We start from the raw sequence: 15,885 nt of genomic DNA, 5'->3' as shown, positions 1-15,885 counted from the left end.
TGCGGCCGCCGGGATCCGCGTGGGGTTCATGGCGGGGTGGGCGGTCGGCGCCTTGGGGGTCGTGGCGATCCTGCTGACCACGGTCCGGAAGGACGACGACCGCCCGTCGAGCGGGTAGCCGGTCAGGCGCAGGTGGTGTCGGCTGCCGGGAGGCGGTTGGTGAGCAGGTAGTCGTCGACCGTCTTGTTCAGGCAGGCGTTGCCGTAGGAGGCCTGGTAGGGGGCGTGGACGTCGGCGTTGAGGGTGATGAGGCGGGAGCCCTTCAGGTCGCGGTGGAGGGCCTGGCTTCCGGCGTAGATGGTGCGGGTGTCGCCGGTCGCGCCGATGAGCAGGCTCGGGAGGGTCGTGCGGACCTTGGTCAGCGACTCGCGCGGGGCCGGCCAGAAGGCGCACGGGTTGATGTTCTCGCCGAGCGGGCCGAAGACCGGGTGGACGGAGCGCTGCCGCTGGACGTCCCGCCAGTAGGTCTCGGGGTTCCGCGTCGCCGGGGCGTCCCCGCAGATGATCGCGGACTGGCCGCTGCCGTAGAGCGAGTCGGTCCCGGTGAGGACGAACGCCAGCGACTCGTCCAGGGCGCCCGTCGCGGGGACGTGGACGCCGTGCGCCGCGCGGTTCAGGTCGGAGGCGGCCGCGGCGAGGGCGGCGCGGTGCTCGTCGTGGTCGTTGCCGAGCAGGTTGAACAGGACGGTCGGGATCGTCGAGGCGTCCACCTTGTAGGGGCCGACGAGCAGTGGGGAGCGGCCGGCGCGCGTGATGGTGTTCCGGACGGTCGCGAGGACGTCCTCGCGGGTGCGGCCCAGGTGGTAGGTGGCGTCGCGGCGGGACGCCCAGTCGGCCCAGCGGGCGAGGCCCTGTTCGTTGGCCTGCTCGCCGTCCTGGAGGAGGCGGGCGGACCAGCGGTCCGGGTCGACGTTGCTGTCCAGGACGGCTCGGTCGAGGCGTCCGGGGAACAGGGCGGCGTAGACCGCGCCGAGGTAGGTGCCGTAGGACGCGCCGTTGTACGAGATCTTCTTCTCGCCGAGGGCGGCGCGGACGACGTCCATGTCGCGGGCGATGTTGCGGGTGCTGATGTACGGCAGGTAGGAGCCGTACTTGGCGACGCAGCGCTGCGCGAGGGTGCGGGCGAACGTCACGCCCGCGTCGAAGCCGCGCCGGTCGACGCCCGCCGAGCGGATCCAGGTGCCGCTGGGCCAGCCGCAGTCGACGGGGGTGCTGCGGCCGAGGCCGCGCGGGTCCATGCCGATGAGGTCGAAGCGCGGTCCGGCCTTGGGCGTGATGTCGCGGATGTACGGCGGCATGTCGATGGCCGGGCCCGGTCCGCCGCCGTTGATGAGCATGGCGCCGAGGCGGGGGCCGGTCGCCTTCAGGCGGGAGATCGCGATCTTGATGGTCTTGCCGCGTGGGTTCGCGTAGTCGAGCGGGACGGTCACGTCGGCGCAGCGCGCGCCCGCGTCGTCCAGTTCCTTGAGGTCGCAGGTGGTCCAGCTGAGTTTCTGGTGGTGGAACGCGGCGAGCGGATCGGCCGGGGCCGCCGCGGCGGAGACGGACGGGACGAACAGGGCGGCGGCTGCGCCAACGGACGCGCCGAGCGTCATGAGGACACGCACGAGGGGCTCCTTCTCAGTGGCGTTCGCACAGGGCGGCCTGCACGACGTCGAGCATGTGGGTCTGGGCCTGGAGGCTGTCGGGATCGGCGTTGAGGGAGACGGCGACGGCGCGTCCGCCGGGTCCGACCCCGGCGACGGTGCCGAACCCGGGAACGCCGCCCGCGTGGCCGGTCCAGGTGCCGCCGCAGGTCAGCGGGGTCTGGATCAGGCCGAGGCCGTAGCGCGCGCCGGTCCAGACGCGGTCGGGGTCGGCGGCGACGGTGCTGCGCATCTCGGCGAGCTGACGCGGCGACAGGAGCCGTCCGCCGAACAGCGCGGTGTAGAAGCGGTCGAGGTCGCGGGTCGTGGAGACGAGCGCGCCCGCCGCGCCGCCGAAGGACACGTTCTGGTCGGTGTGGTCGGTCCAGCGGCCGTTCTCGTCGTGGACGTAGCCGTGCGGGTGGGGGCCGCGGATGGACGTCCGGTCACCCGGCCAGTAGGTGTCGCGCATGCCGAGCGGACGCAGGACGCGCCGGGCGGACTCGTCCTCGATGCCGCGCCCGGTCGCCTTCCGCACGATCATCCCGGCGAGGACGTAGTTGGTGGACGCGTAGCTCCAGGGCTTGTCCGGCGGGTCCATCCTGAGCGCGATCGCGACGAGTTCCCCGGGGTCGAAGTGCCGCCAGCGGACGTCATCGGGCAGGCCGTCGGAGTAATCCGGCAGGCCGCTGGTGTGCTGGAGCAGGGACCGGATCGTGACGCGCCGCCCGTCGTAGCGCGGCGTCCGGACGAGGCCGGGCAGCCAGTGGTCGACGGTGTCGTCCAGGGACAGCCGGTGCTCGGCGGCGAGCTGGAGCACGACGGTCGCGGTGACCGACTTGGTGATGCTGCCGATCCGGGTGCGTTCGCCGGTGGCCATGGGACGTCCGGTCGCGAGGTCGGCCGTCCCGGACGCGGCGGACCAGGAGCCGCAGCGCGGGTCGTCCACGCGGACGGTCACGCCGGGCGTCTCCCCGGACGAGGTGAGCGTGTCGAGCGCCTTCCGCACCGCCGTGTGGTCGGTCGGACAGGCAGGCGCGGCGGGGGCGGCCTGGGCCGGGAGCGGCACCAGGACGGTGGCGAGAAGAGCCGCGCCAACGGTGATCAATGGGGGGATTCTCATGCCTCCGACGCTAGGAAAAAGGGCGTCGCGGCACAGTGGGGCCTTCCCCCGGGTCTGTTCTGGGGATCACCCCAAGGTTGATGATTCCGCAGGTCAGAGGGCTGTGAGGACGATCCGAGTGGAACCCGGTGCCGCGTCGGCGGGCCGTCCACGGCACAATCGCAACCTCGGACGCGGGGAGGGGTGCGGGTGTACGCGGGGCGTGAGCTGGGTGGGCGGTACCTGCTGGAGCAGCGGATCGGGCGCGGTGGCATGGGCGAGGTCTGGCGGGCGTCCGACCGGCGCCTGGACCGTCCGGTCGCCGTGAAGGTGCTGCCCGCGGCGTCCGAGGCGGGGCCCGGCATGGTCGCGCGGTTCCGGCGGGAGGCGCAGCTCGCGGCGGCGCTCCAGCATCCGGGCATCACGGTCGTCCACGACATCGACGTGGACGACGAGCTGCTGTACCTCGTCATGGAACTGCTGGACGGCGAGGACCTGGCGCACCACCTCGCCCGCCACCCGGACGGCCTGCCCCTCGAAGACGCCTTGAGGCACACCGTGCAGATCGGCGGCGCGCTCGCGGCCGCGCACGCGCGGGGCATCGTGCACCGCGACGTCAAGCCCGCCAACCTCTTCCTCACCTCGGGCGGCTGGATCAAGGTCTGCGACTTCGGCATCGCGCGGTTCATGCAGTCGGCGACCGGCCTGACCGGCAGCGCCGTCGTCGGGTCCCCGGTGTTCATGGCGCCCGAGCAGATCTCCACCGGCGAGATCGACGGACGCACCGACCTGTACGCGCTCGGCTGCCTGCTCCACCAGATGCTCTGCGGGCGGCCGCCGTTCCCGACCGACAAGGGCATCCCGGCGCTGATCAACGCGCACCTCAGCGTCGAGCCGTCCGGGCCGCGCGCGGTGAACCCGCACGTGCCCGAGGACGTGGACGCGCTCGTCCTGGAACTGCTGGCGAAGGATCCGTCGGGCCGTCCGGCCGACGCGGACACCGTCGTCCGGCGCCTCGAAGCCCTTCTCAAGGCCGACGCTCCTGCCACTCCCCTGGCCGCTCCGACCACACCGCCGGGGTTGGTTCCGCCTGCCGGGCCGGTGCCGCCGGAGGCTCCGGTCCCGCCGCACGCGGCCGTGCCCGGGGCCGTCCCGCTGGAGCGGGAGTTCGAGGTGGCGAACGAGCACCTGGAGCAGCAGCGCGCCGAGCTCGCGCTGGCGCTGGCCGACCACATCGTCCGGGAGCGCGAGCGGCTGCTCGGGGTCGAGCACCCGGCGTCGTTCGCGGCGCGGCACCTGCTCGGCCGGACGCTCTACGAACTCGACCGGGAGCCGGAGGCGCTGCCGCTGCTCACGTCCGCGGCCCAGGGGCGGACGCGCGTCCTCGGACAGCGGCATCCGGACACGCTCGCGAGCTGGCACCTGGTCGCGACCTCGCTCTACATGCTCGGACGGCACGCCGAGGCGCTGCCGGTCGCGGCGGGCGTCCTCGCCGACCGGGAGGCGGCGCTCGGCCCGCAGGACCCGGCCACGATGGACACGCGCAGCACCCTCGCGTGGACGCTGCACATGCTCGACCGGAACCAGGAGGCGATGGCGCAGGCGCAGGTCCTGCTCCCGGCGCGGGTCGCGGCGCTCGGCGAGCACCACGAGGACACGCTCGAGACGCGCCAGCTCATCGGCTGGATCCTGCTGAGCCTCGGGCAGACGGCCGACGCGGAGGCGCAGGCCGAGTACGTCCACCAGGTCGCGGCGCACACGCTCGGGCCTCAGGCCGAGCCGACCCTGCAGGCGGCGGAGCTGCTCGCCGCCGTGCGCTCCCGCCCGCGCCGACGCCGTCCGTAGCCGTCGCCCCTCGCCGCCGTCCCACACGGAAGGGACGAGTCGGACTTGCGTGACTGATGGGGGTTGGGTGGCGTTCGCTCGCCGGAGCTCCTACGCTTCGTAGGAGTCGGCACGTCCGCCCGGATCATCCGGCGGACGCGCCGGCGCCGCCGTGCCCTTCCCCAGGGGCGCGCCGGGAGTCCACAGGGCCCGGGACCGCGCCGCCACCCCGAGGTGGCGTGATCCCGGGGCCTCCGCCAGCCGCACACCCCCGGCCGCCCCGAGCGGCGGCTCGCGAAGGGAGAGCACGTGCGCTCCACCAGCACGGTCAGACGTCCGGTCCCCCGGCATCGGGCGATCGCCGTCCTCGGGATCACCGCCGTCGCCCTGACGTCCCCGGTGGCCGTCCCGCCGGCGCAGGCCGCACCGGCCGCACCGGCGAAGCCGAAGCCCGACGTGAACAAGCTCCACGACCAGCTCGAACAGCTGTCCGAGCAGTACAACGGGCTGAAGGTCAAGCTCGCCGAGACACGGCGCGCGGCCAAGGCCGCGGACGGGATCGCGCGGCAGCAGGAACGGTCACTGGAGGCCGTCCGCAAGGACATCGCCCGGGTCGCCGCGACCAGCTACATCAACGGCGAGACCGACCCGACGCAGCGGATGTTCGCCACCTCCGACCCGCAGTCGCTGCTCGACCAGGCATCCACGCTGCGGTTCTTCGCCACGCAGAACGGCACCCGCATCTCGGCGCTCATGCAGGCCGTGCAGGGCGCGCAGCGGGCGCGGCTCCAGGCGCAGGAGCGCAAGAAGCAGGTCGAGGCGCTCCGCGCGGACCTGGCGAAGAAGCGCGACGCCGCCGCCAAGCTGTACGACAAGGCCAAGGGGCAGCTGGACACCCAGGCCCCCAAGTCCGGCCAGGGCCAGAAGCCGGGGAACGCGCCGTCCGTGCCCGGGTCGGGCAAGGGCGCGCAGGCGCTGCGGTACGCGCTGGCCCAGCTCGGCGTCCCCTATTCGTGGGGCGGGGGCACCGCGTCCGGGCCGAGCTTCGGCGTCGCGCAGGGCGCCAACATCAAGGGCTTCGACTGCTCCGGGCTGACCCTGTACGCGTACGCGCGCGTCGGCATCAACCTGCCGCACTACACCGGCGCCCAGTTCAACGCGGGCACGCACGTGACCCAGGCGCAGCTCCAGCCCGGCGACCTGGTGTTCTTCTACTCCGACCTGCACCACATGGGGATGTACGTCGGCAACGGGAAGATGGTCCACGCCCCGCAGACCGGCGACGTCGTCAAGATCAGCCCGATGGGCGGACGCCCGTTCGCCGGGGGTGTGCGGCTGTCGTGACCGTCCCGGCCGGACCGGGCTCCCCCGCCATGCGGGACAATGGCGGGGGCGGGAACGGCAAGGAGGGCCACGTGGGCGATCTCGGCGGCGCGCTGGAGCGGGCGGTCATGGACGCGCTGTGGGCGGCGGACGAGCCGCTGCGCGTCCGCGAGCTGCTCAACCTGCTCAACGCGACCGCCGAACGGCGGCTCGCCTACAACACCGTCCAGACCGTGGCCGAACGGCTGACCCGCAAGGGCCTGCTGCGCCGCGTCCCGGACGGCCAGGCCTTCCGGTACGGACCGACGCAGAGCCGCGACGACTTCACCGTCGCGATCATGCTGGACGCCCTCACCGACTCCCCGGACCAGGGCGCGATCCTGGCCCGGCTGGTCGAGAGCGTCCCCGACGCCGACGCGCGCCGCATGCTGGACGCCCTGAACGCCCGCACGACCGACGGCGACACCGACACCGGCCCCGGAGCCGGTTCCGGCGGGGCTCGGGGCTGACGGGGTGGTCTTCCTCGGCGTCCAGCTGGTCTTCCTGATCGCCGCGCTGGGGTGGTGCGCGGGCACGTCCCTGGACGGGATGTCGTTCGCGCGCCACCATCCGGCGAGCGCCGTCCTGTGCTGGACGGGCGCCGTCCTCGGCCTGTGGGCGTCCCTGTTCGGCCTGGTCACGCTGCTGCTGTTCTGGCCCGGCGCCGCCGGTCACGGCTTCGCCGAGATGCTGTCGACCTGCTTCACCCCGCACACCCACCCCGGCCTGCTGTGGAGCGGCCTCGGCAGCTGCGCCATCGTCGTGCTGTGCTCGGTGCGGCTGTCGCGCGGCGTCCCCCGCGCCTGGCGGACGGTCCGGAGCCGCCGGCGGCACCGCGACATGCTCCGCCTCGTCGCCCGCGCGGACGACCGGCACCCGGACGTCCTGCTCCTCGACCACCCGCTGCCGGTCGCCTACTGCCTGCCCGCGGGCGCCCGCTCCATCGTGATCAGCAGCGGGGCGCGCAGCCGGCTGGCCCCGGCCGAGCTGGCCGCCGTCCTCGCCCACGAGCGCGCCCACCTGCGGCAACGCCACCACGCCCTGCTGATGCTGCTGGACCTCAGCCATGCCGCGCTGCCGTGGCTGCCGACCCTCCGCCGGGCCATGACGACCGTCCCGCTGCTGCTGGAGATGGCCGCCGACGACGCCGCCGTCCGGCGGCACGGCCCGGAGGCCGTCCGGTCCGCGCTGCAGAACCTGGTCCTGCTGCCCAGCCCGTCCGGTACCCTGGCCGCCGCCGGGGACCGTCCCCTGACCCACCGCCTGGCCCGCCTGGACGACGCTCCGGCCCCCCGTCCGATCACCCGCCCGCTGGCCCGGATCGCCGCCGCCGCGTCCGTCGTCGCGCCCCTGACCACCGTGGTCCTGACGATCGCGTCCATCCCTCCCACCTGCTGAGGCAGCCGGACGGACCCCCCGTTACTGGTATCTTCCGAGGGTGTCCGACCAGGCCAAGTTCGAAGTCCAGATGCTCCACGACCGCGTCATGATCAAGGTCGAGAAGGAGAGCGGGGAGCGCCGCAGCACCGGCGGCATCGTCATCCCCGCCACCGTGGAGCAGTCCAACCGGCTCAGCTGGGGCGAGGTCTGCGGCGTGGGCCACCACGTCCGCACCGTCAAGGTCGGCGACCGCGTCCTGTTCCACCCCGAGGACCAGTACGTCGTCGAGATACAGGGCGAGGACTACCTCGTCATGCGCGAACGCGACCTCCACGCCATCGCCAGCGAGCGCACCGAACACGGCACCGGCCTCTACCTCTGACGCCCTCCGCCCTGTTCAAGGGGCCTACCGCGGTCAGGGGCGAGGAGAATCGCGCCGACGTTCTGGCGCCGCTGGCAGCGAACGATGGATCGGCGCATGGGCCGCCCCTCCCGGGACACGGTCGAACAGTGAGCACTTATAGTGACAGGTCCACTACACATTGCACTTGCACACTGTCGACCGGTCACTGTCAGAGGGCCGCGCTAGGTTCCGTGGCAGTTTCGGATGGCCGACGAAACACTTGTGGAGAGACCCATGCGCACCCTGATCAGCACCGCCTTCATCTCGCTCGACGGCGTCGTGGACTCGCCCGGCGGCGAGGAGGGCTACCGCAACTCCGGCTGGACGTTCAAGGGCGTCGACTTCGTCCCCGAGGCGTTCGAGATCAAGGGGCGGGAGCAGGAGGAGGCGGCCGCGATGCTGATGGGCCGCACCAGCTACGAGGCGTTCTCCAAGGTCTGGCCGGGCATGGCCGAGTTCGCCCGGTACAAGACGCTGCCGAAGTACGTCGTGTCCACCACCCTGACCGAGGACGACCTGGTCGACGACTGGGCCGACATCACGATCCTGCGCTCCATCGACGAGGTCGCCGAGCTGAAGAGGACCGAAGGCGGCCCGATCATCCTGCACGGCAGCGCCTCGCTCAACCACGCCCTGTCGGACGCCGGGCTGATCGACCGCTACCACCTGCTGGTCTTCCCGGTGCTGCTCGGCGCGGGCAAGCGCCTGTTCAGCACCACCGACAAGGACACCCAGCACCTGAAGCTGGTCGAGCACCAGGCGTTCTCCAACGGGCTCCAGCTGAACGTCCTCGACGTCGTCCACTAGGACTTCCGGGCCCGGCGAGGAACGTGATCAGGTGGGCCGGGCGGCGGCCTGGAACGCGGCGTGGTCCCGGTCGTTCTGGTCGGCGTAGGCCATCGCGAAGTCGGCGACGGCCTGGTCGAAGGCGTCCGAACGGCCCAGGTACCCGGCGATCCGGATGCGCGGACCGGTGCCGGCGTGCGCGACGGCCAGGGTGCCGCCGCACAAGCGGGCGTAGAGCCCGAGGCCGTACTCGTTCATGTCGGTGATGTCGACCGAGCCCTTCATGTCGCGCAGCTGCCGCCAGTAGTAGTCGTGCGGGCCGTCCGCGGACCAGCCGAGGAAGACGTCGCTGACCGACTGGAGCATCCGCTGCCCGGCCACGACCCGCCGTCCCTGGTTCCGGAACGCGCTCGGCGACAGGTACGGCTCCAGGACGGACCGTCCCGCCTCCTTGATCTGCAGGACGAGCGGGTCCCCGACGTCCCGCCCCTGCAGGACGACGATGAAGCAGCGCGTCCCGACACTGCCGACCCCGACGACCTTCCGGGCCGCGTCCATGTACCGGTACTCGCGGAGCAGGAACCCGACGTCGTCGCGCAGTGAGCGCGCGTACTCGTCCACGCTGCGCCCGACGATGTCCGCCACCTCCAACGCGCCGACGTGCTCCAGCAGGGGCGGCTGGTCGACGATGCGCAGCGCGTCGCCGTCACGCCGGGTGAGCTTCTCGACCGCCTGCAGGTTGTCGCGTCCCCGGGTGTGGTCGATCAGCTTGCGCGCCCGCTTGCGCGCGCCCTTCCCCGTGATCCGCGCGTAGATGTCCTCCGCCGTGGTCATCGTGTAGTAGACGTCCAGGTTCGTCCGCTCGGCGAGGTCCAGCATCCGCTCCCGATAGGACGTCGCGACCTGGCGGGCGATCCTCCGCGCGACGCCGTCCCCGAACCCCTGGTCGCGCACCGCCACCGCGAAACTCGCCACGAGCCGTTTGACGTCCCACTCCCACGGGCCCGGCAACGTCTCGTCGAAGTCGTTCACGTCGAAGACGAGGATCCGCTCCGGCGAGGCGTAGAAGCCGAAGTTCATCAGGTGCGCGTCCCCGCACGCCTGGACGGTCAGCCCCGTCGACGGCGTCGTCGCGAGGTCCCCCGCCATGACGGCCGCCGCGCCCCGCAGGAACGCGAACGGGTTGGCCGCCATGCGCTCGTGCCGGATCGGCACCAGGTCCCGCAGCCTGCTCTCGTCCTGAGCGAAGATCACCGCCGTCGGGTCCCGGCGGTGCGCGAGCGGCTCCCACTCGGCGTGCGCGCTCCTCTTGACGCGTTTGCGCAGCGCTTTGCCCGCCTTGTACTCCTCACGCGGCGAACCGGCCATGACCTGAATGTTCCAGGCATCTACGCCTTCAACCGCAGAGACCGGCCAAACACTCGCCAAAAGTCAGTTCAGCCCGGCTCCCCGGAGAGTCCTCCCATCTCCCGTTGGCCGAACCAGGCGGAAACCGACCTCTTGTATCCCTCAGGCATGCGGAGCCCCGGGATCTCGTCGGCGGCGAAAAGCCCGACCTCCTTGTGCTCATGACTCACCAGAGGCGCGACATCCGGCGTCAGCACAGTGCATCCATAGGTGACGATGACGACCCGCGCCCCGGGCAACGGCTCGTAGATCCACACGTCCAGCAACGGCCCGACCGCGACACCCCAGCCCGTCTCCTCCTCGATCTCCCGCTCCACCACCCCCTCAGGAGTCGCGTCGCTCGCCTCAAGGCGCCCGCCGGGCAACTCCCACTCGTCCCGCTCGTTCTTCAGCAACACCACCCGTCCGTCGACGGCGGCGACACCCTTCACGGACACAGGCCACACCGGAGATCTCCCCATACGTCCCACCGTTCCACGCCCGCCTCCCCGGCACCAGCCACTACAGGCCGAGGTGCCAGCGCAGCCGCCGCTCAGCCTCCTCGGGCAGCACACCACCGACATCCCGGACGAGCCGCTCCAACCCTCCGCCCAGCGGACGACCGTAGGCGGTGGCGGCCTCACGCCGCAGCCAATCGAGCAGGTCAGCCCGCGCCACCTCCCCGAGTTCCGGGTCACGGGCGGCCAGCAGCCGCAGATCGGCGTCGAGGCGCGTCCAGGTGTCGCGGCGTATCAGCAACAGATATGCAGCCCTCCGCACATGCAAGGGCCGCGCCGCGGCCAACAGCTCTCGAAGCTCCTCCACCGGGACGGTCACCTCCAACGCGAGCATCGTCCGGCTGACCGTGCGGACGACGGCCGGCGCGGGGTCGGCCAGCAGCGCCGCCCAGCCGCCACCACGACCGCCCAGCGCCGAGACCGCGCGAACCGCCGCCGCACGGACGCGGGGTGTCCCATGCCGGAGAAACGGCGCCGCGATCGCCATGTCCTCACGGGTCCCGCACTCCCCCAAGCCCAGGACCAGCCCGGCGACCGCCGCCGTCCCATCGTCCGCGCCCGCCGGCAATGCCTCCCTGTAGAAGGACACCGGGTCTTCGCCGTCACGTCGCACCGCCCACTGCGCGACTGAACGCACCCCTCCAGAGCGGTCCCCGAGAAACGCCCGTCCCTTCCCCGGACGCCCCATCCGGACAAGTGCTTCGAGCGCCAGCGCGCGCAGGTCACCGCCTGCCGCCGCCAGAAGCGGTTCGACCAGGTCAGGACGGTGTTCCGCGAGCGCCTGCTCCACCACGAACCGTGCACACCGCGAACGGCAGACGTTGTCGGGTTCGGTGAGCGCCGCGTCCAGGATGTCCAGCACGTCCGTGTCAGGACGGCCCAACCAGACATCGCAGGCCATGCGCCGCACGAACCGGTCGTCCGCGCGCCGGACAGCGGCGAGCACCTCGGACGGCACGTCCGCGAGAAGCCTCGCGACCAGTTCGACGACGAAGCCGCCGCGTCGGCGGCCGGCCAGGCTCGTGGCCAGCGCCACGAGCCCGACCGCCCGCCCGTCCGCCGTTCCCAGCGCGTCCCTCAGCAAGCCCGGCAGCGCCGCGCGCGCCGCGTCGCGGACCGGCGCCGCCCAGTCGGCCGCCCGGATCACCACCATCGGCAGCAGCCGCGGCAGCTCATCCGAACGCCGCAGGGCCTCCTCTCGGACGCGTCCGTCCGCCGAGCACAGAGCCCGGAGGACCCCGAGCGCGCTGGACGGCTCCACCCGCTCGGCGGCACGCCGCTGTCTGTCGCAGTACCGCAGCTCGTCATCCAGCCGCACCCACGCGCGTGGACCGGCGCCCCGCAGAGCCTCCAGCACGATCCGGGCGACGCCGTCCTCGTCGGGCAGCTCGGAGAGCCGGGCGGCCAACGCCTCTGCGCTCCCAGGGCTGCCGTGGGTGTTCGATTCTTTGACCATCTCGCCCAGGCTCGCGGCAAGGTCCGGCTCGCTCATCTCGGCACGATGGCAGGTGGCGGGACGCGTGCACCACCAGATTTCCGGACCAGGGACGCTGCGACCGGCCCGCCGCCTTGACGTAGTAAGGTTCGCTGTTCAGGTGGGATGGGCGCTCAGGATTCCTGGATGCGCTGGGCCAGGAGCGCCGCGTGGGAGAGAGGCGTGGCGAGGTTCGCGACGTCGCCGTTGGTGGTGTAGTCGAGCAGGATGACGGTTCGGTCGGCGCTCAGCGCTCGGAGTTCGGCGACGAGATCAGCGGCCCGGTGTTCGAGCATCCAGCGGTAGGTCGGCAGGTAGATCGTTCGCCGTGCCTCCTCGTACCCGAGGAGGCGTCCGTCGAGCCGGTGGCCCAGCGGCGGGCCGAGACGGCGGACGGTTCGCTTGATGCCCTTCATCGCAACGATGTCCAGCTTGCCGAAATCCTCCCCTTCTCCGGCGAAGACCTTCAGCGCCTGCCAGACCCCTTCGACGGACTGCGACGTCCGTTCGGGGTGGCCGGGCACGGGGATGCCGCCGTGAGGCCAGAACGGGCTGAGGCGAACCCAGGGCTCAGGGCCCCGGGAGGTCACGTCGACGATCAGAGCGTCGGGAAAGTCGCGGCCGAGAGTGGTGCGACGCCTGCTGGCCAGAAGGATGGGCATGCCAGAACCCTGTCACCTGCCTACGACAGTTCTTCTCAATATGAGTACTACCTGTGGAAATGGCGGTCGGGATCGGGGTGTTGTCGGAGGGGTGGTGGACGGTCAGCGCGACGGCGTTCAGTGGGCATCCGGGTTGAGCTGGGACTTCGCGGGCGGTGATGACATCGCGCTCACGGCGGGGACCTGGCGCGAGATGCCGTCCGGGACGAGCCGGGTGACGCTCGTCCAGCAGGGGCTCGTGCGGGTTCGCGGTGAGGGGACGACGGATCTGGCGGCCGGAGACCTCGTCTGCTTCCCCACCGGCGTCCGCCACGAGCTGCACGCGCTGGCCGACGCCCGCCTACGGACGGTCGGGCTGGCGCGACACGGGAGCGGGCCGGGCCTGCCCTCGCGCATCCTGCTCACGGACCTGGCCCGGCACGAGCCCCTCGTCGACGTCCTCTTCGGAGAGCTGCTCGAGGGCGAGCGGGAGTTCCGGTCGGGCGTCCTGCGGCACTCCGCGACGTTGCTGGCCTCGCTGGCCGTCAGTTCGTGGCTCGAACGCGGCTGCGCGCCCGACCGCTGGCTGATGCGGGTCGAGGACGCGGACGTGGCCCGGGCGGTGGCCGCGATTCACGACGACCCGGGACGGGCATGGTCCGTCGCCGAGCTCGCCCGGGTGGCGCTGCTGTCACGTTCGGACTTCGCCGCCCGGTTCCGCCGCGCGGTCGGGGACACCCCCGTCCGTCATGTGACGGCGGTCCGGGTCGAGCGGGCCCAGCGGCTCCTGCGGGACGGCGACCTCGGAATCGAACGGATCGCCCGTCAGCTCGGGTACGGATCCTCGGCCGCGTTCTCCCGCGCGTTCACCCGCGCCGTCGGGACGTCCCCGGCGCGCTGGCGCACCGAGAACGGCAGAAGGACGCCGCCCAGCGCCGCCAAGGGCGCGGCCAGCACGTAGTCCGCCCTGACGCCCAGGACGTCCACCGCGAGCCCTCCGAGGGACGAGCCGAGCACGGTGGCCAGCTGGAAACCGGCGATGCCGAGCGCGTTGACGGGCTCGATCCGCCCCGGCGCAACCCTGGCGACCCACGTGGAGACCATGGTGATGACGCCCCCGAAGGCGACACCCCAGGCCAGGACGGCGACGACGACCGCCGGCACGCTCCCGCCAAGGACGGCGACCACCAGCACCGAAACCGCCACGGTCACCGGGATCAGGACGAGGAAGGCGGCCGGCCACCGGTCGATCAGAACACCGATCGCCAGGTTGCCGACCAGGCCGCCGACTCCGAACAGCGCCAGGAGCGCGGCGCTCCCCCGGGACGTCACGGACGGATCGAGTTCGAGCGCCGGACGGACGTAGGTGTACGCGGCGAAGTGCGCCGCCGCCACCGCCACGACGCCCGCCAGACCCGTCCGAACCCCGGGCAGCCGGACGGCCTCCAGAAGCCGCCCGCGTCCGGCCGCTCCAGGCTCGACACGCGGCACGGTCAGGTGAACGGCGGCGGCGGACAGCGCGCACAGCCCGGCGGCGAGCAGGAAGACCGTCCGCCAGCCCAGCGACGAACCCAGCAGGATCCCGAGGGGCACGCCGCCGACGGTCGCCGTCATGGTCCCGGCGTTCACCACCATCATGGACCGGCCGATCCTGGACGGGTCCGCGAACGAGCTCACGACCACCAGGGCCAGCGACCAGAAGCCGCCGACGGCGAGGCCGAGGACGAGCCGTCCGAGAAGCAGCACCCACAGAGTCGGGGCGACGGCGACGACCACGTTCGACACCGCCGCCACCGCGCCCAGGACCGCGACGAGCAGGCGGCGGTCGGCCCGCGGGAAGGCCATGCCGAGGCAGGTCGCGCCAATGAGCGCGGTCAGGGCGGTCGCGGCGACCGACAGTCCGACCGCCCCGTCGCTCGCGCCGAGGTCCCCGGCCATCGTGGTGAGCAGTCCCGGCGGCAGGAACTCCGAGGTCACCAGGGAGAGACTCGCCGCGAACATCGCCACCAGCGCGGCGCCACGGCCGCCATGTGAACCATCACCGAACATGCCCACCAGACTTCAGCGGCACGGGGGCACGCGGTTGATCCAGCGTCCAGCCCCGTTGATCCGGCGTCCGCGGCCGAGCACCCGGCGTGGACATCCCTCATCCGTCCGCGGGCCTGGAAACGGCGCGGGGCCCGGCCTGGCGAACCAGGCCGGGCCCCGCTCACCTACCCGCTAGTGCCAGTAGGCGGACTGCATCTTGCCGTTGGTGTAGAGACCGCCGGCGGCCCAGACCGTCTTGGTTCCGGCCTGGTTGGCCATGACGCTGACGTAGGTCGTGGTCACCCCCGCCGGGACGGCCAGGGCGGCCTTCGTCCAGGTACCCGCGCTGGTCCGGTGGCGCATGGTCGTTCCCTGGGAGATCCAGATCCCGCCCGCGCCGTCCGGCGCCATATCCGTGTAGTACGTGCCGGACGCGCCGAGCGCGACCTTCCAGGCGGTGCCGTTCCAGTGGGCCAGCAGCGCCTTCGCGACCGTCTTCCCGCTCTGCTTCACGTGGACGGTTCCGGCGGCCCACACATTCTTCGCCGACAGCGCCGTCACGGCACGGAAGGTCGAGGCGGCCTCCCCCTGCGTGTCCAGGCCCGGGATCGACGGCAGGGACGACCGCTTCCACGACGTCCCGTTCCAGTGCGCCACGGCCGGGACGCCGTTCGCATGCCCGACGGCCCACAGGTCGGCCGACTTGGTGCCGCCGACGGACCAGGGCCGGATCCCGACCGTCTGGTTCTTGAAGGACGACCCGTTCCAGTAGCGGACGTAGGTCTGGCCGATCGCGTACACCCACGTGGACTTCGGCCCCGTGGTCACCACGCCCTCGGGGAAGTAGCCCGCCCCGAGGTCGTGGTCCTTCCACGCGGTGCCGTTCCACTCCAGGACGCGGTTGTTGCCCGGGTCCGTCCGCTGACCGGCCACCCACACGTTGGAGGCGGACGTGGCGGACACGCCCTTGGGCAGCGTCCGGTTCATGGACGTCGGGACCGCCACCGGCGTCCAGCCCTTGGCGGTCAGCCGCGACATCGTCAGTTTGTACGTGGACGAGTCGTACGCCGCGGACCACATGCCACCCGCCGGCGTCGACGCCATCCCGAGGACCTGCTTCCCGGCCCGGTCGGACGGCTGGACGATCCGCCACGCGGCCTCGCTGCTCGAGCTCGGCGCGGCCGTCGACCTCGCGTCCGGCACGGCCAGCGCGACGGCGCCGCCCACGGCGGCCACCGCCGCCGCGGAGCCGCCCGCGATGAGCGCGATCCTTGCTCTCTTGTGCACGTGTTCCACCCACACTCAAAGAAGATGATCTTGAGACGCACGGGAGGCTAGCCAGAACCCGAGGGGCCG

Annotated in this window: 14 protein-coding genes and 1 pseudogene; 7 read left to right on the top strand and 8 right to left on the bottom strand. The window is 72.3% G+C overall.

Annotated features, from left to right (window positions below):
• Positions 1–122 precede the first annotated feature (122 nt).
• Complete coding sequence (locus AB0L06_RS41310) at positions 123–1,607, bottom strand: alpha/beta fold hydrolase (RefSeq protein ID WP_500236978.1); 1,485 nt, start codon at positions 1,605–1,607, stop codon at positions 123–125.
• A gap of 13 nt (positions 1,608–1,620) precedes the next feature.
• Positions 1,621–2,748, bottom strand: coding sequence for a serine hydrolase domain-containing protein (locus tag AB0L06_RS41305; RefSeq protein ID WP_500236976.1), 1,128 nt, complete (start codon positions 2,746–2,748; stop codon positions 1,621–1,623).
• 189 nt (positions 2,749–2,937) lie between these two features.
• Here AB0L06_RS41305 and AB0L06_RS41300 point away from each other — a divergent pair, with 189 nt between their 5' ends.
• The 6 genes from AB0L06_RS41300 (at position 2,938) to AB0L06_RS41275 (ending at position 8,503) form a co-directional block, all read left to right on the top strand.
• Complete coding sequence (locus AB0L06_RS41300; protein ID WP_500236975.1) at positions 2,938–4,572, top strand: serine/threonine-protein kinase; 1,635 nt, start codon at positions 2,938–2,940, stop codon at positions 4,570–4,572.
• 288 nt (positions 4,573–4,860) lie between these two features.
• The gene (locus AB0L06_RS41295; RefSeq protein WP_500236974.1) at positions 4,861–5,895 is read left to right on the top strand and encodes a C40 family peptidase; all 1,035 of its coding nucleotides are present in this window, start codon (positions 4,861–4,863) and stop codon (positions 5,893–5,895) included.
• Positions 5,896–5,966: 71 nt separating this feature from the next.
• Entirely contained in the window at positions 5,967–6,383 is a 417-nt protein-coding gene (locus AB0L06_RS41290; protein WP_500236972.1) for a BlaI/MecI/CopY family transcriptional regulator, read from the top strand.
• Between the two features lie 4 nt (positions 6,384–6,387).
• The gene (locus AB0L06_RS41285; protein ID WP_500236970.1) at positions 6,388–7,311 is read left to right on the top strand and encodes a M56 family metallopeptidase; all 924 of its coding nucleotides are present in this window, start codon (positions 6,388–6,390) and stop codon (positions 7,309–7,311) included.
• 70 nt (positions 7,312–7,381) lie between these two features.
• Positions 7,382–7,675, top strand: coding sequence for a GroES family chaperonin (locus tag AB0L06_RS41280; protein ID WP_500237005.1), 294 nt, complete (start codon positions 7,382–7,384; stop codon positions 7,673–7,675).
• Between the two features lie 255 nt (positions 7,676–7,930).
• Positions 7,931–8,503: a dihydrofolate reductase family protein gene (locus tag AB0L06_RS41275; protein WP_500236969.1), complete on the top strand. Its 573-nt coding sequence runs from the start codon at positions 7,931–7,933 to the stop codon at positions 8,501–8,503.
• 27 nt (positions 8,504–8,530) lie between these two features.
• On the opposite strand, the gene AB0L06_RS41270 is transcribed toward AB0L06_RS41275, so the two are convergent.
• From AB0L06_RS41270 to AB0L06_RS41255, 4 genes are all read right to left on the bottom strand, one after another.
• Positions 8,531–9,850 (bottom strand): DUF2252 domain-containing protein, encoded by a 1,320-nt coding sequence (locus AB0L06_RS41270; RefSeq protein ID WP_500236968.1) that lies wholly within the window; start codon positions 9,848–9,850, stop codon positions 8,531–8,533.
• A gap of 68 nt (positions 9,851–9,918) precedes the next feature.
• The gene (locus AB0L06_RS41265) at positions 9,919–10,320 is read right to left on the bottom strand and encodes an NUDIX hydrolase (RefSeq protein WP_500236967.1); all 402 of its coding nucleotides are present in this window, start codon (positions 10,318–10,320) and stop codon (positions 9,919–9,921) included.
• Between the two features lie 70 nt (positions 10,321–10,390).
• Positions 10,391–11,878: a hypothetical protein gene (locus AB0L06_RS41260; RefSeq protein WP_500236966.1), complete on the bottom strand. Its 1,488-nt coding sequence runs from the start codon at positions 11,876–11,878 to the stop codon at positions 10,391–10,393.
• 116 nt (positions 11,879–11,994) lie between these two features.
• Positions 11,995–12,522 (bottom strand): DUF6939 family protein, encoded by a 528-nt coding sequence (locus tag AB0L06_RS41255; protein ID WP_500236965.1) that lies wholly within the window; start codon positions 12,520–12,522, stop codon positions 11,995–11,997.
• Here AB0L06_RS41255 and AB0L06_RS41250 point away from each other — a divergent pair.
• Positions 12,515–13,357 (top strand): annotated as a pseudogene (locus tag AB0L06_RS41250) (AraC family transcriptional regulator); the annotation flags it as partial. The gene AB0L06_RS41255 and the pseudogene AB0L06_RS41250 overlap by 8 nt on opposite strands.
• Here the strand turns inward: AB0L06_RS41250 and AB0L06_RS41245 are convergent.
• Both AB0L06_RS41245 and AB0L06_RS41240 read right to left on the bottom strand, forming a co-directional pair.
• Entirely contained in the window at positions 13,327–14,502 is a 1,176-nt protein-coding gene (locus AB0L06_RS41245) for an MFS transporter (protein WP_500237004.1), read from the bottom strand. The pseudogene AB0L06_RS41250 and the gene AB0L06_RS41245 sit on opposite strands and share 31 nt — an antisense overlap.
• Before the next feature lie 219 nt (positions 14,503–14,721).
• Positions 14,722–15,816: a hypothetical protein gene (locus AB0L06_RS41240; protein ID WP_500236963.1), complete on the bottom strand. Its 1,095-nt coding sequence runs from the start codon at positions 15,814–15,816 to the stop codon at positions 14,722–14,724.
• Between the last annotated feature and the right edge of the window lie 69 nt (positions 15,817–15,885).

Origin of the sequence: Spirillospora sp. NPDC052269 (genome assembly GCF_040679435.1) — a bacterium.
Lineage (GTDB): Bacteria > Actinomycetota > Actinomycetes > Streptosporangiales > Streptosporangiaceae > Spirillospora.
This window is presented reverse-complemented; position numbering and strand designations above follow the sequence as displayed.